Below are 15,542 nucleotides of genomic sequence, written 5' to 3' on the forward strand. Positions count from 1 at the left end.
TTAGAAAGTTAATTTTAGGTTTAGACCGTAAGTTCTTGTTGAGGGCAGATTAAAGTTATCCAGACCTTGAGCATTTTGATTAGTACTCATTGCTAGTTCAGGATCGAATGGTGCAACCTTATATAAGAAAAGTAAATTGTTACCTATGAAAGAAAGGTTAGCGGCTTTAATTGGAAGCTTAATTTTAGCCAAGTTTAAATCATATCCAATATTTAGCTGTCCTACTCTAATATTTGTGCGATCGAAGATATAAGCTTCGCCAATTCCATTTCTATCGCCAATTGCTCTATACCATGTCTCAGGATCAACAGAGGTTATCGCAGCATCTGTAGATTTATCTACGCCATTTACAACAACCCCACCTGCATCTCGTGCTTCTGCAGTCCTTAATGAAACTCCGGCACCATCCAGCATAGACTCAGTTTGGCTGAAAACCTTCCCGCCAAACTTACCATTAACAAGAATACCCACATTAAGTCTCTTGTAGGTGAAATTGTTATTCCAACCCAGAGACCACTTTGGGTCTAAATTGCCTATGAGTTCTGTTGTAGCTGTTCTAAGTGGTTTTCCTCCATCGAAGATTATTCTACCTTGATCATCTCTTTGAAATTTCAATACGTATATATCATTGAATCTACCACCTTCAACTAACTTAGAATCGAAACCTTCTGAGCTGCCCAATTGAATAAACTTGTCATCATCTGGTCCTATATCGACTATTTTGTTGACGTTTCTTGTAAAGTTAAATGCTGTTACCCACTCAAAATCATTTGTTCTATATGGCGTTGCACTTATGGTAAGTTCTATACCCTTATTAGAAATCTCCCCAGCATTAATATACTCAGTGGTGTATCCACCTTCTCCAGAAATAGTAGGAACTGGGATAAATTGATCTTTACTTGTTATATCATAATAAGTAAAGTCTAAGCCTAAACGGTTATGGAAAAACCTCCAATCGGCACCAAACTCTAAACTTGTAATAATTTCAGGTTTCGCATCAAAAAATGGTTTTACCGTATTTCTTACAACCCCACCACCGGCATTTATGGTATTTTGAGGGAATATTCTATTAAACGGCACCTCATTACCCACTTGCGTATAAGATGCTCTCAGTTTACCAAATGTAACAAAAGAAGGCATTTGAAACATTTCACTCACAATACCCGTAAGTCCAACAGATGGATAGAAATATGAATCATTTCCTGTTAATGCCAAAGTTGACGCCCAGTCATTTCTTCCAGAAAGATCTAGGAACAAAAATTCTTTCAAACCAAACTGAAGGTTACCAAATAGGCCTTGCTTTACAACACTTCCATTGGTGTTAGAACTTACCTGAACATTGGTTGGTAGGTTTTGAAAGTAGAATTCATTTGGGTATAAAAGTCCAACAGTCCCTGTGGCTACATTAACTCCTACACCATAATCAGTTTTTTGATAACTACTACCTACAACCGCATTTAGACTTAATTCTTTTGTTAGGTCAGTATTGTAGGTCAAAATTGCATCTGCGTATGCCAGCTGGTCGTCATATTTGTTATAATCCCAAGCACCATTTGGATGAACATTGGTAGAGTTGGAAGTTGCTGCGTGCTGCTGTTCTAATAACTTATTAGCATAATCGAAATTTCCTCTGACTTGAAATGTCAAATTCTCAAGAATATTATAAGCAACGCTCATACTGGCAATCACCCTTTTAGAATCATTTGTTTTGGGCTCGTTATTTAGAATCCAATAAGGGTTAGATTGATGATGATCAGAAACAAACCAGTTTTGTTGGTTCAAATTACGATTCTCATTAAATATCTGGTAATTATCCTTATAATCATCGAAATTCCTTTCTCTTGGAAACATGTATAACCCTGTAAGTGGATTTAAATAATAACCCGCTGGCAATCTATTTTCCGTTTCTTCTAAAGCAAGTATAACATTTGAACTCACAGTAATTTTATCATTCAGTAACTTGGTCGATTGTTTGAATGAAAAGTTATTCTTAGCGTAGTTGTTATTTGGTGTAATACCACTCGCTTTGGTATTGGCATAAGAAAAATAGGCTTTCGTTTTATCTGTACCACCACTTATGGTCAGTGCGTTGTACATGTTATGCCCAGTTTGAAAAAAGTCTTTAACAAAAGTATCGTCGTAATTACCTGCCGTGGTAGACCAACTTTCTTTTGCATTACCTATTGCTCCATATTTATATTGTAGCTCAGGTAATTCTATAATTTGCTCATTTGTAAATCCAGAATTTAAGGTAACCGATGCTTTTCCTGAAGCCCCTGATTTTGTAGTTATCAAAACCACACCGTTGGCTCCTTGACTTCCATAAAGAACAGCTGCATTAGAACCTCTTAAAACGCTGATACTTTCAATATCCTCTGGGTTAATAGCAGAAAGCCCGTCTCCTCCATCAGTTCCTCCCCACATTCCTGGCTGGCTACCTCGGTTGTTTGCCATTGGTATACCATCTATTACAAATAAAGGAGAGCTGTCACCACTTAGAGATTTATTGCCTCTTAAAACAACCTTTGTAGAACCACCTGCCCCTGAGCTACTTTTCTTTATTTCAACACCCGCAGCTTTACCTGCAAGGCTATTCATGAAGTTAGGGTCTCTGGTTCGAACTAGCTCTTCTGAGCTTACTGTTTGCTGTGCATAAGTCAGCGTTTTTTCCGCTCTTTTTATCCCTAATGCCGTTACAACTATAGCGTCTAATTGGTTTGCATCAGTAAGTAAAGTAACATCAAGTGTACTGTTATTAGCCACCTTAACATTTTTGCTTTGCATGCCAATAAAAGAGAAAATCAATACGTCATCGTTGGCAGCACTTATAGTGTATTTTCCGTCAGAATCTGTAAGTGATCCGACAGTGGTACCTTGTATCACAACACTTACACCAGATAAAGTGGAGCCGTCATCCGAATCAGTAACGGTGCCGGAAACCGTTCTCTTCTGTGCCATGACCGGGAGAACTCCCATTATCAGCACAATAATTAGTAGTTTTTTAATCATAATAAGTTTGTTAAATAGGTTAAGGAATCGAAATTTAGATGAGTGAACATTTCTATACAATATTCCACTAAATTTTACAAAATCCTATCTTTGCCATAGATAAAACTTCAATCATCTAAATCTAGCCTCCATAACTAATATTTATTCATATTCTCAGAACAAATTTTACAAGCATTTTAATAAGCTTTCAGGATGTCAAAGGAATTAGAATGATACTTCAAACTTAGTTTTAAAGACCGGCATTTGATGTGTTTTCGCACCACTAGAGAAAAGAGAAGATTTAGCCCTTAGGGCAACATCATTTTGCTCAAATAACAAAACAAAAAGCTGTAGGTTGATTAAGCTCGATGTTCATAAATTATAATATGCCAAGTAAGCCTGAGTTCTAACATCAGTTCATATCTTATGGAAGCGACAAAAGACTAAAAATGCCACTAGCACCTTCCCAATAGATTATGAAATTAACAGACTCCGAGGAGGAAAAATGGAGCAACTGAATATTGTCTACTAATAATATTCTATCGTAAAAACCATACCATATAATAAGTTTAAAAGAATCATTTTTATATGATACATACCTTTTTTATAACTTTAAAAATGGCTTTAATAATTTTGCCTCAATCCATTTAACTATTTCATGCCAATGAAAAAACTAATCCCAATCTTAGCACTTTCATCATTTCTAGTATCATGTGGAGATAAGGATTCCGTATCAGCGGAAGAAGTATCAAAATGTTATGTACGCAATGCAAAGACATTTATAGCAGTAGAAGGTGCGAGATATAAAGTGCAGAAAGGTCTTCTTGAAAATAGAGAAACCTATGTCAATATATACTATGCTGAAGGTGATGATTATTTAGAGAATAAGACGACACTAAAGTATTATGTAAAAGGAGCCAGAGAACTTTTCCCTCCTAGTTTTAGAACTTGTGAAGCACCAGATTTTCTAGAGTCGGGAATGTATATTAAAGTTTGGGGAAAAGTGAATTCGGACTCCACTAGGGCATTTGACCCAGCTTTATACACAGAAGAAGCCACTGCAAACGTGAGCTTTAACCCACCCACTTTAGAATTCTCTAAAATCGAAATAATTGACTAAGCCAGCATAATTTGAATTAGAACCTTTTAGAGCCATGAGGATTCTTTGTGGCTCTAACTTTAATACATGGTATTCGGGTTGGCAGATTTCTCTGGAATTTGCTGAATAGCATCCCAGTGTTCACAGATTTTACCGTTCTCATCAAACCTGAAAAAATCCATGGTTACGTATTGGTCGTTCCCAGGCCATGTCTGATGCGTATGCAGCGAAACTAAATCGCCTTCGGCAATACACCTCACAAAGGCAATAGACTTCTCAGGATACTCTTCCTGCATTCTATTGAAATAGTCTATAAAACCTTGTTTGCCAGTTGCCACATCTGGGTTATGTTGAATGTACTCATCTCCCACATATTTTTCAATGGCTTCTTTAGGCTTCCCCTCATAAGCGGTTCTATAAAATGCGATGGCGTTTTTCTTGTTTTGTTTTAGGTTCATGTCTTTATAACATTAACGAATCACTCACAATTACCCTTGGATTCTCTTTTCTCAAAAAGAGACTTCAAATCGCTCCAAAATTCCTCATCACCATAACTTTTAATATATTCCCTTATAACTTTACTATTCGCACATTATCTATTCGATAACCAAATTGATTATCAAATTTTTCACGAGTAATTACTCCTCTTTCTAACAGAATGTTCATTAACTCGAGTGTACCTAAATAATTATCTATTTTTCTCGATGTATCGCTATTATTTTGACTTTCTGGAATTTCATTAACCCAAATACCAGAATCACCTCTAAAATTCTTATGGACTTCCAAATTCTCACCTTGGCTCAACAGAGCTCTTAGCTCTAAAAGTGCTTTACCCTCCAGGTTATTAATATTTGAAATTAATGTTTCAAGACCAATATAAACAGGGATAATTATAATAGTTCCAGTCAATAACGTATAGGCTGGTTCAAAGGAATTAATGAGATAAAGCCACCCGTTCAAACTAAACTCCCATTTCAATTTTGAACTTTCTATCAGAATAATTGTGAGCAAAACCAAAGAGAGAGTTATAGAAACAATTACGATACAAAATAATATTGCCCTAAATATTGGTAAGGATTTCCTGAAAACATTTCTCATTAAAACGTCATTTATTTACTCTTTTCAACTCTCCTCCCTCAAAAGCAGCGATATCACGAAGTTGTATTGATTTTTTTCGTCTTTGGCGAAGAAACGAGAATCTACGGTTTCCCAACCTTCTAGTAAGTTTAAGTCAAAAAAGGCGTCTCCTTCTGGTTCGGCGTGTACTGTGGTTAGGTGAATTCTATTGGCATCTGCCAAAGCTTGGGTATAAATATTGGCTCCGCCAATTACAAAAATCTCTTCGTTACCATCGAGTTCCATCGCTAGCGAATAGGCATCTTCTAAAGAATGTACCACGTAGCAGCCTTCTATTTTGAGGTCCTTGTTTCTAGAGACAATGATGTTATGGCGTTTTGGCAATGGTTTCCCTATAGAATCATAGGTTTTCCTTCCCATGATAATGCTATGCCCAGAAGTTAGCCTTTTGAAGTTTTTTAAATCTTCTGATAGTCGCCAAATAAGCGTATTATCTTTCCCAATAACATTGTTTTCTGCTACCGCAATGATAAGGGAGATGTTTCTTTCTTGATTTTCCACGGTGCCAATTTACTAAAATTGAAATCGTGGTTTTTAAAATGCTCTTAAAATACCGATAGAAAACATGGATTTAAATTCTAATTCGCCGTCAGAAAGGTTTTGTGCCACCGGCAACTGTCCATTGATGCTAAAATTGAAACGTGGTGTATAAATTTCTACCCCCACATTGGCTGCAGCAAGCCAACCACCAGTCAATTCATTTTTGATACCATTTTCTTGGTTCATGCCTGATTGCTCTGCATAAATACCGAGTAGCGGAAGTATGGTATAGTTTTGCGTATACATCGTTCTAAAAAAAGTACCTGCTATCACCGACCTATTAGCAAAACGATAACCATCTTTATTGGTACCGTTAATTTGATACGTAGCATTCATATTGAACCCCATTTTCTTATGCTGTAGCGTATAAATAGCCTGCAAAGGAAAATCCCAGCTACCGGTACCTAATTGGAAATTGGCATTGGCCACCTGCGTGGCATCATAGGTATCAAAACTAAACTTTCCCAAAGGGGCTTTTACGCCTCCTCCTAATAGCAATTGATGATTAAAATCTAAGGTCCACGCCGAATCCATAGAGGTGTTTATAACATTATAATGTAACAACACACGGGCATCGCCAAAACCTTGGTCACTCTTCTTTACGCCATCATACGTTAATACCTGCTCATTAAACTGATAAGGCAAAAACGCCATCAATTGAAGGTCCTTTGCTGGATATGTTCTTAGTCTTAGCTCTGCAGTTTGAAAGTTTTCTTCACTACCTAAAAACTTACTACTAATATGCGATTGATAAGTCTTTGAAAAGTACCTAATCCCAATTAGTTGTTGATTCATATTGGGCATAATGCCCATAAAAGAGCCTCCATTGGCACAGCCGCAAATATCGCAGGCCATGCTTACCTTAACGGAGGCTAGAAGTATAAAAAGTAATATTAATTTTCTCATGGTAATCCAAATGCTGTATTTTTAATGAAAGTGGGGTCGTCTAAAGTTTTTAAGAAAGCCAGTAAGTCAGTCTTTTCGCTTTCAGAAAGTGGTATCCCCAATTTTCCATCTTTTTTTAATTCAGGGTCTAGTGTTTTAGAATCGTAAACCCCGTTATCGTAATGTTCTAATACCTGTTTTAAAGTAAGAAACTGCCCATCGTGCATGTATGGAGCCGTATACCCCACATTTCTTAAGCTTGGCACTTTAAATTTGTAATTATCGTTTGCATTTTCGGTAATTATAGCCCGTCCTAAATCTGGGTCTCTGGCATAAATCTGTAAACCATTATTTCTAAAACTACCATCAGTAAAAAGCTCTGTCCCGTGGCATGACGCACACTTAGTTTTGAAAATAGAAAGTCCAGCTATTTCCGAATCTGTAAAGTCTCCTCCTGGCTCATTCCTCACAAATTTATCATACTTAGAATTTGCCGAAACTAAGCTGTTCATAAACTGACTAAGAGCCTTAAGAAACCTATCGGTTGTTATTTCTTCGGAGCCATAGGCTGCTTTAAACATCTTAGGATAATCTTCTGTTGCCCTTAATTTGTCAAGGACATTGCCTAGCTGCTCATCCATCTCTACAGGATTAGTAATAGGAGCCACCGAAAAGAAATCTAAGTCAAAAACGCCTCCGTCCCAAAAGAACAATTTCATAAAAGCCGTGTTTTGAACAGCAGGAGCATTTCTAGTGCCTATTTTATCATCAATACCATGACTGATTGAATGTCCATGATGTGTAAAAGCGTAGGTCTGGCTATGGCATTCGGCACAACTGATGGTTCCGTCTCGCGAAAGCTTACCATCATAAAATAGCTTACGACCTAATTCAAACCCCTCGTTCGTTACCGGATTCTTAGAAAAATCATAGGTAGGTTGAGGGAAATTCTCAGGCTGATAAAACAGCTTTTCTCCAGTTTCATCCACAGGGTTTGGCACTGTTGATGACCCATTACAAGCCATCAACAGTGAACCCAAAGCAGCTAAACAGATTAGCTTTTTCATATTTTAGTGTACGTGATCTACCGCAAAAGCAGATACATAATTTGCTGCCACTCGTGCTCCTGGAACTGGGCCATGAATAGCCGCAGTTTCTGCAAAAGAGATGGTATTCGTACCATCCATTACTTTAGAAACATCAAAAATCACATGTATTTGTGAAGACTTAGAAGCACTTACTTTTACGTTATCCAAATGCAGTTCAACCTCCTTGATGTTATTTTGAGCAGGTGTTTCGTAACCACCAAAACCACCAATATGGAAGGCAAACTTGTTACTTCCCTTAGCATCCACAACATCTGAATTTCCTTCTATTTTGAAGAAAATATAGCCCATACTCCAGCTCCACCACATATTGTCGTCTCCATAAGATGCCACATCTAAAACTCCCGTTCGAACGCTAGCATCTGCAACGCTTTTGGCACTATCTACACCTACTGTGAAGGTTAAATGATCATAATTTCCGCTTGGTACTTCTGGTAAATCGATGAATTGAGAACCTGTATCTGACTCTTTTACCAAGAAATATTGGTCTGGAAAAGAAATCATTTCTCCCATGTCTGACATCAGGCTCACGTTAGAAATAAAATAGTTTAAAGTGCTTACCGTGTACTCTTCTCCGCTAGCATTAGTAGTCTTAGTAGTTCCTAAGACTAAGTCCGTAGAGCCAAATCTGTTATCAAATTCTAGTTGAACGGTATTCGTAGCGTTTGGATCTTCTACATCCATTTTATCATCACACGAAAAAGCGAAAAAAGACAGGCCTAAAAGGCCAATATATAATTTGTTAGCAATCTTCATTTTAATTGTTATTCTTAAAAATTTAGTAAATAGTTGAATAGACGTACGTAGCAGCTTCAATACATGAAGTGCCAAAAGGTCAATACAATAAATAATTAAGAAATAAGCCGCGGAGGATGAAAAATAGAGAAAGCCAGTTCGCTTCCACTTAAATGCTGATGACCAGCAATAAGTCCTTGTAATGCTGTACTAACAAAAAATTGAGAAAAATGCCATTTTGAATTATCGGATACACACTCAAAACCTAATAGCATATCCACAAAAGTGGCAGTTGCTTCATTTTCGTCGTGCTCTTGAGTGGCCTTTAATTGTTTAGCCAAATAACATTGACCATCACAATTTAACTCTGGACGCTCTTTATTGACACAAAAGTTTTCAATGATGAAATCTTTGCGAAGCTCATAATTAAAGAAGATAGCAGGTACCACCATTGCCTTTACCAGAAGTAAAGTCAGCAAGCTAAGTGCCCCTATTTTTCTTAAATTCTGCATCCTTTTGAATTACTTCACAAAGGTAGGACGTAATCTTTTAAAAAAATATTGCGGTTGGTCATATTATCTTGGCTTTTTGTAGAGCGGCACCGTACTGCATGGCTCACCAAACATTAGGCTCTTCACTATAGGCTGAAGTTTCCGAGAGACTTCTACATATATTTCGGCTGGTACATCTACTTTGCTGCAGCCTTTTACCACCACTCTAGCATCTCGGTATTGTTCAAAATCCATATTCAGAAGTGCTTCTTGATATAATTTCACTTCTAAATCTTTCAAAGAGCCTTTTACCACACAATTTGCCACTGGTTCTAACTTTAAAGTCAAAAGCATGTACGCCCACGTAGGAATGATGACGTCTTCAGAACAAGTGATGGCCACATTCTTACCTTCGTACTGACTCCAATCATATTCTTTCAGAAAAGTCCTAAAGTCTTTCTCTTTCAGAATCATGTCCATAAAAAGGTTGTCTTTCAAGTCATACACCACACGCTCACCTGCATGATAATACTCCTCTAAATCCAAACTAACCAGCCCACTAGTGGCTACTCTATTAATGATTTCTTCTGCCATATATTAAGAACCTTCTTCTTCGTCAGAAAGTTTGGTTTCGTCCGATTCTTCATCGTTTTTGAAAGCTTCTGCTTCAAAGACCTCTTCTACTATTACTGGGGGAGCTAAATTAACAGGTGCTTGCTCAAAATACTCTAAAGCCAAAGCATAATTCCAATGCTTTAAAACAAACTTGCTGAAGACAAAAAGCTGCTGAAAAACTGCCATTAAAACGATGGTAAAAGCCGAAGTCATACCTATATATTTATCTATCAACATATAAATCAATAGAAAACCAAGACCTAAGCCAATAGTCAACCAGAAGTAAAACAATGGCTTTTTCTGCCTAAAAACATAATAAAAAGCTTCCCAAAAAGGCTTCACAAAACCTATTCGCCCTTCTTTATAAATGAATACCTTAGCATAAAACCCTACGCAAAGTCCATAAGACATTAACACAAAAAGAAAAATACTGGGCGGGATAAACCATAAAACATAACCTCTTTCTGTACTACCATCCGCTATAGAAGCGAATATAAAAAAGACCAAGCCACCTACTAAAAAGAACACAAAAAGCAAGAGACCGATTAGACACAGTAGCCCAAAGTATTTAGGAAAAAGCGAAGCTGATTTCTTAAAGAAGCGTCCGAAAGAAAAATGCTTTTTTGGATTAGCCAACTGGTCAATTACCCCTCCCGAAAAGAAAGTATAGATGATAGAACCCACAAAACCAGCCAATAAACCATATCTAAAAACAGGTTTAAAGGCTTTGCCTGAAGCTTCCATAAAGTCACCAAAAATCATGAAGCTAAAGTCTGGTACCAACTCACTTAATATCATACTATGAGCGGCTTCCTTTTCCAATATTTGGTAAAACAGAACTAAAGGTAAAGCCGTAATAAAAAGACCTATGAAGTACATATAAAGGTGTACCCGCCATTTTTTCTTAATGACTTCAAAAGATGTGCCTAGCGTTGATTTCATTGTAACTTCTTATTCTCTTTATGACGGTTTAAGTCACGTTTGGTCTTTTTCTCCAGATTCTTTTTCAATGCGTCTGTCAGGTCTATTCCAGTTTGGTTTGCCAAACAAATCAACACAAAAAGCACATCCGCCATTTCATCCGCAAGGTCTTTATCTTTATCTGATTCCTTTTCTGACTGTTCCCCATATCGGCGAGCCATAATACTGGCCAACTCCCCTACCTCTTCGGTAAGAATCGCCGTGTTGGTTAGCTCGTTAAAATAACGCACGCCTATGGTGTTGATCCACTCGTCTACTATTTCTTGAGATTCTTTTATGGTCATTCTTTATCTAGATTTAAGACAATAGATGTTAGACGATAGACTTTTTTGCCCGAAATCCCTGTCGGCCGACAGGCAGGCGTGGAATCCGTGTGCTTTAATATTTGAAGAGGTTAGTCTGTCCTCCCAGCCTGCCGACAGGCAGGGACTTCGTTCCTCGTCTAACGGACGAGCAGAGAACTGACATTTACGGTTTCACCTTACCCCAACCTAGCGTTCCAATCATCCAGTTTGGTAATGGCTTACGCATACCTCTCTTTTTTAGGTCAATAGAAATATTAAATTTCTTAAAAACAGGAACTTTATGTGTTTCTACAAACTCCAAAAGTGTGCCATCTGGATCGGCAATGTAAGAAAATCTTCCGCCGGCATCACTCATTCCAAAATACCCTCCACTATCTACCGTAAAAGGGAAACCACTATCAGACGCCTTCTTTTTAAAAGCATCCATATCTAAACAATCAAAACAAAGATGGATGAAGCCTAAATCTCCCCAACTTCTATCTTTCATTATCGTATTGACAGCACCATCTATCGCTTGTATCAATTCAATTTCTATGTTGCCGAAAAGTTTATAGAAGGCTCCGTCTGCCGTTTCCGTTTTCTTTAATAATACTCTTCTCACTTTTCTTTCACCACCCTTAAGGCCTTTCAAATCTGAGAATACGCCGGTTTTATCATAAACCACTTCAGAAATCCCCAAGGTATCTTTATATAGTGTTAAAGCTTTCTCCATATCACTTACACCTATGATAGCACCCAAAACACCTCCTGTATTATTCGGTTTCTTTTTAAACCAAGAGTTATCAGAAACTATTTGAAGTTGATTTCCGTAAGGGTCTTTTATCCAAGCATAAGGTGCTCCTTCAGGAGATTCTACCGTTTCCAGACCCAACTCCATGGCCAGTTGAGAGACATTTGAAGACTTTATCTTAGCCGCAAAAATGCCTAAATCGCCTATAGCTGGTTGCTCCACTGGAGCTATTGGTAATGGATCTTTTGATTCCCAAATTTCTGCACCACCACCTCCTGCTATGTTGACCGCCAAAATAGCACGTCTTTCTCTTACTATTCCGTTGGTATGTGGTGTCATTAATTCCGCTCTCGCCACGTCGTCAAAAACTGGCACATTTAAGCCTAAATGCTTATTGTACCATGAAAAAGCCGCACCAGCATCTGGTACACCAATCCCTATTTGCTGAATACCTGTCAATAAATTCGCCATCTATGAAATTCATTTTTAAATTCGAATGGCAATTAAATCACTATTCTGATTAAAATGAAGTCAATCAATTATTATCCTTCTATTTGATATTACTTTTGAATATCAAAACACCCTCGAATACATGAATTGGTACGACATTGAAAACATTGACGAAGTAGATTCTCCATCCCTTGTTTTATATGAATCACGTATGGATGCCAACATCCAAAAAATGATTTCCATGGTGAATGGCAAAGTCGAAAACCTTATGCCACATGTCAAAACCAATAAAACACCTGAGGTTATTAAAAGGATGATAGATGCGGGAATTGTCAATTTTAAAGCCTCAACCATCTCAGAGGCCGAAATAGCAGCAGAGCATAGTGCTTGTGAAGTGCTGATAGCTCATCAATTGGTTGGCCCCAAAATAAACCGACTGGTAAAACTTATAATGGCTTATCCAGCAACCATTATATCCGCCATCATTGATAATTTTGATTCTTTAGATAAATTAAATTCTTTAGCTTTCGCCCAAAATATCACCATTGATTTCTATATAGACATCAATAATGGTATGGACAGGTCTGGTATTAAATTAGGAGCTGTTTTAGATGAGCTAATAGCCCAAATCCCTAGTTTCAAAAACATGCGTTTCAAAGGACTCCATGTTTATGATGGCCATCTTCATCAAAAATCTTTTGACGAAAGAAACACCAAAGTAGAAGCAGGTTTTGTGGAAGTAGAAAAACTCTTTGCTAGGCTAGAAACAAAGTTTAATGGTATTAAATTAATTTCGGGTGGTACGCCATCTTTCACTTCTCATTTGAAAAACTCTCACCGAATAGCCAGCCCTGGAACCTGCGTATTTTGGGATTGGGGTTATGAAGAAAACATTGAAGAACAAAGTTTTGATGCGGCGGTCTTGCTAGTTACCAGAGTTATTTCAAAACCTACCGAAGACATTGTCACCATTGACCTTGGTCACAAATCTGTAGCCGCAGAAAACACGATTGACAAAAGAGTGAAATTGTTAAATTTGACCGATTATAAGTTGCTTTCGCAAAGTGAAGAACATGGTGTATTGAAAGTTAAAAACTGGGAGTCAATAAAAGTAGGAGACGTTTTTTATGGAATTCCTTATCATATTTGCCCTACAGTAAACTTGCACGACGATCTTTCTGTTATAAAAGACAATCGCAAAGTTGATACCTGGCAAATAACTGCCAGAAGGAGAAAAATTAATGTTTAGAAATGGAAATCACACCAGATAATAAGTTGAAACGACTAGAAGTAGTAGGGGATAAAATATTAATTAAACCTAAAAATCACTCTGGAAAAACCAATTCAGGTTTATTCTTACCACCCACGGTTACAGAAAAAGAAGAAGTGCGTAGTGGTTATGTGGTAAAAGTAGGTCCTGGGTATCCATTGCCAAATCCTGTGGAAGACGAGCCATGGAAAGGAACAGAAGAAAAAGTAAAATATATGCCATTACAGGCAGAAGAAGGCGATGTGGCTATTTATTTGCAAAGACACGCTATAGAAATCCAATACGAAGGAGAGAAATATGTTATAGTACCACAAAGCTCTATTTTAATGCTAGAACGCTCAGAAGACCTATTTTAAGCTTAAAGCAAAATCTGCCTCTTCTATCATCCCATCTGGCGTAAACACGCCTTCAAGGCGATATAGTACTTCCCCATTTGGCTTTAAGAAAAGGTAAGTGGGGTATGCATTTATATTATAAAGCCTTGCTATTTTAGCCCCTTCTGGACTCTGAATGTTTACCTTATAATTCACAAATGAGGCATTGTATTTTAGGCCAACGGCTTCTTTATTAAATACCTCTGCCTCCATTTTTTTGCATGGTCCACACCAAGTAGCGAAAAGGTCTACAAAAATAATTTTATGCTGACTTTCGGCCTCTTTCTTTATAGATTCAAAGTCATAGGTCTCTCCCAATTTAAAGTCTATTCCCTCCGAAGCAAAAACTCCAATTAAAGTCAGTAAACAAAAAACTATTACTCCTTTCATTTTATTTTTTGAAATGCTTGTTTGAACGAGCTTGTTTCTAAATCCGCTTTTTGAGCTATTTTCAGGGCTTGTTTCATCGCTTTTCTAGCATCTTTATTTCTTCCTGATTTTTTCAAAAGAAAGGCGTACGTCTCCCAGTTAGCCGGTGTCGGATCTAATTTAATAGCATAAGCAGACCATTTAATCGCATTTTTAAAATCCATGTCGTCTGATGCCATTTCATAGTAACCTCTAGCAAAATCATTCAATTGAAAAGAAGCAGCTTTAGCAGCACCGTTTTCTAAACCGGCCAACATAGACTTAAATCTTTCGGTGGATTCTGGAATACCTCTCTCCTTAGCCATCCTTTTAAATTCAGAAATAGTAAACTCCGACTCCTTATTAAAGTCATCCAAACTTTTACTCAATATTTGTGTTGCTTCTTCTTGTGCAATTAGTTGAAAGTGTGGAAAGTTTTTAGTTAGCTTGGCATAATCATACCTAAACTGCCTTTCTTCCGCAAAAGCAGCTTCCATACTGTATGAGGTGGCATGTACCGCGTCAATAAGCACATCGAAAAGTTGATCGTCTTTGTTTTGAACAGCTTTTCTAAAAGTAAATTTCTTTGAATTAGAAATACCTTTCATGATAGCTTTCTGCTGGGATTCGGTCATCATCATGAATCTAGAAAGACTCTCCGATAACACATAAAAACCCTTAGAAGACACCGATGTTACATTATCTGAAATTAAAGAAAGTACCTTTTCTGTTTGAAGTTCGCTCTCGGGAACAACTTCTAAATACCTGTCTAAGATAGTAGGCTGAGAACCTTCTTCATAGCTTTTCCGCTTTAAGTATTTATACAAGAAATCAGGGTCGGAGGAGCCTTTTTCATATGTTTGGTCTAAAGTACTTATCGGGATAAAGTGCTCAAAAGCTCTCTTAGCCTTAACGGCCTCAATCAACAATTTATGTGAAGACTGAAATCCAACAAGTTTTGAAACGATTTCTCCTTGATGATTAAGAAATAAATAGCTTGGATACTCTTCTATCCCATACTTTTCAACCAAATCCTTCCCTTCTATTGAGTCTGTATTGATTTTGAGATTAACAAAACTCTCGTTAAACTCGCTTCCGACATCTTGTTTTACAAACACAGAATTTTCCATGGCCCTGCATGGTCCGCACCATTCCGCATAAAAATCCAAAAAGATAAGTTTGTTATTATTCTTAGCCTCCAAACTTGCCATACCAAAATCACTATGGCCAAAGTTTAGTCCCTGTGCGTTCACGGAAAACGCAAAGAAATAAAAAACAAAAAGATTTAAAGCCTGCTTTCTCATACTTACAAAACGAAATATATAATTCAAAATTAGTCAGATCCGTTAAAGTTCAGATTCAGCCCATTGCCATGAGATATTTAGAAGACAAAAAGGTGGAATTCAATCCATTTCCACGCAGCATATT

The 15,542-nt window shown here is 37.3% G+C and carries 17 protein-coding genes; 3 read left to right on the top strand and 14 right to left on the bottom strand.

What is annotated here, in order from left to right; all coding sequences use genetic code 11:
* A complete protein-coding gene (locus ACSBFT_RS13940; protein ID WP_489601086.1) occupies positions 1-3,009 on the bottom strand; it encodes a SusC/RagA family TonB-linked outer membrane protein in 3,009 nt (1,002 codons plus the stop codon).
* 643 nt (positions 3,010-3,652) lie between these two features.
* Between ACSBFT_RS13940 and ACSBFT_RS13945 the strand changes: the two genes are divergently transcribed.
* Positions 3,653-4,108 carry a hypothetical protein gene (locus tag ACSBFT_RS13945; RefSeq protein WP_489601087.1) on the top strand — a complete coding sequence of 152 codons (456 nt, stop codon included), beginning with the start codon at positions 3,653-3,655 and terminating at the stop codon, positions 4,106-4,108.
* Positions 4,109-4,167: 59 nt separating this feature from the next.
* Here ACSBFT_RS13945 and ACSBFT_RS13950 read toward each other — a convergent pair whose 3' ends face one another.
* From ACSBFT_RS13950 to ACSBFT_RS14000, 11 genes are all read right to left on the bottom strand, one after another.
* Positions 4,168-4,545: a nuclear transport factor 2 family protein gene (locus ACSBFT_RS13950; RefSeq protein ID WP_489601088.1), complete on the bottom strand. Its 378-nt coding sequence runs from the start codon at positions 4,543-4,545 to the stop codon at positions 4,168-4,170.
* A 112-nt stretch (positions 4,546-4,657) separates the two neighbouring features.
* Positions 4,658-5,185, bottom strand: a complete 528-nt coding sequence (locus ACSBFT_RS13955) for a hypothetical protein (RefSeq protein WP_489601089.1) — start codon at positions 5,183-5,185, stop codon at positions 4,658-4,660.
* Between the two features lie 24 nt (positions 5,186-5,209).
* Positions 5,210-5,725: a dihydrofolate reductase gene (locus ACSBFT_RS13960; protein ID WP_489601090.1), complete on the bottom strand. Its 516-nt coding sequence runs from the start codon at positions 5,723-5,725 to the stop codon at positions 5,210-5,212.
* 33 nt (positions 5,726-5,758) lie between these two features.
* On the bottom strand, positions 5,759-6,670 hold the full coding sequence (locus ACSBFT_RS13965; RefSeq protein ID WP_489601091.1) for a transporter family protein: 912 nt from the start codon (positions 6,668-6,670) through the stop codon (positions 5,759-5,761).
* On the bottom strand, positions 6,667-7,716 hold the full coding sequence (locus tag ACSBFT_RS13970; protein ID WP_489601092.1) for a cytochrome-c peroxidase: 1,050 nt from the start codon (positions 7,714-7,716) through the stop codon (positions 6,667-6,669). The genes ACSBFT_RS13965 and ACSBFT_RS13970 overlap by 4 nt, the downstream gene beginning before the upstream one ends.
* 3 nt (positions 7,717-7,719) lie before the next feature.
* Positions 7,720-8,511, bottom strand: coding sequence for an MbnP family protein (locus tag ACSBFT_RS13975; protein WP_489601093.1), 792 nt, complete (start codon positions 8,509-8,511; stop codon positions 7,720-7,722).
* Between the two features lie 95 nt (positions 8,512-8,606).
* On the bottom strand, positions 8,607-9,002 hold the full coding sequence (locus tag ACSBFT_RS13980; RefSeq protein ID WP_489601094.1) for a hypothetical protein: 396 nt from the start codon (positions 9,000-9,002) through the stop codon (positions 8,607-8,609).
* 63 nt (positions 9,003-9,065) lie between these two features.
* A complete protein-coding gene (locus tag ACSBFT_RS13985) occupies positions 9,066-9,575 on the bottom strand; it encodes a DUF2480 family protein (protein ID WP_463047694.1) in 510 nt (169 codons plus the stop codon).
* Between the two features lie 3 nt (positions 9,576-9,578).
* Entirely contained in the window at positions 9,579-10,538 is a 960-nt protein-coding gene (locus tag ACSBFT_RS13990) for a hypothetical protein (RefSeq protein WP_489601095.1), read from the bottom strand.
* Positions 10,535-10,861: a nucleotide pyrophosphohydrolase gene (locus ACSBFT_RS13995; protein WP_111374082.1), complete on the bottom strand. Its 327-nt coding sequence runs from the start codon at positions 10,859-10,861 to the stop codon at positions 10,535-10,537. The genes ACSBFT_RS13990 and ACSBFT_RS13995 overlap by 4 nt, the downstream gene beginning before the upstream one ends.
* 184 nt (positions 10,862-11,045) lie before the next feature.
* On the bottom strand, positions 11,046-12,083 hold the full coding sequence (locus tag ACSBFT_RS14000; protein ID WP_489601096.1) for a VOC family protein: 1,038 nt from the start codon (positions 12,081-12,083) through the stop codon (positions 11,046-11,048).
* A gap of 121 nt (positions 12,084-12,204) precedes the next feature.
* Between ACSBFT_RS14000 and ACSBFT_RS14005 the strand changes: the two genes are divergently transcribed.
* Together ACSBFT_RS14005 and ACSBFT_RS14010 are read left to right on the top strand one after the other, a co-directional pair.
* Positions 12,205-13,311, top strand: coding sequence for a D-TA family PLP-dependent enzyme (locus ACSBFT_RS14005; RefSeq protein WP_489601097.1), 1,107 nt, complete (start codon positions 12,205-12,207; stop codon positions 13,309-13,311).
* A gap of 2 nt (positions 13,312-13,313) precedes the next feature.
* Positions 13,314-13,688, top strand: coding sequence for a co-chaperone GroES (locus ACSBFT_RS14010; RefSeq protein ID WP_463047698.1), 375 nt, complete (start codon positions 13,314-13,316; stop codon positions 13,686-13,688).
* On the opposite strand, the gene ACSBFT_RS14015 is transcribed toward ACSBFT_RS14010, so the two are convergent.
* Both ACSBFT_RS14015 and ACSBFT_RS14020 read right to left on the bottom strand, forming a co-directional pair.
* Positions 13,680-14,096 carry a thioredoxin family protein gene (locus ACSBFT_RS14015; protein WP_489601098.1) on the bottom strand — a complete coding sequence of 139 codons (417 nt, stop codon included), beginning with the start codon at positions 14,094-14,096 and terminating at the stop codon, positions 13,680-13,682. The genes ACSBFT_RS14010 and ACSBFT_RS14015 overlap by 9 nt on opposite strands.
* Positions 14,093-15,445: a thioredoxin family protein gene (locus tag ACSBFT_RS14020; RefSeq protein WP_489601099.1), complete on the bottom strand. Its 1,353-nt coding sequence runs from the start codon at positions 15,443-15,445 to the stop codon at positions 14,093-14,095. The genes ACSBFT_RS14015 and ACSBFT_RS14020 overlap by 4 nt, the downstream gene beginning before the upstream one ends.
* Positions 15,446-15,542 lie beyond the last annotated feature (97 nt).

Source organism: Arcticibacterium sp. SM2516, assembly GCF_057914865.1.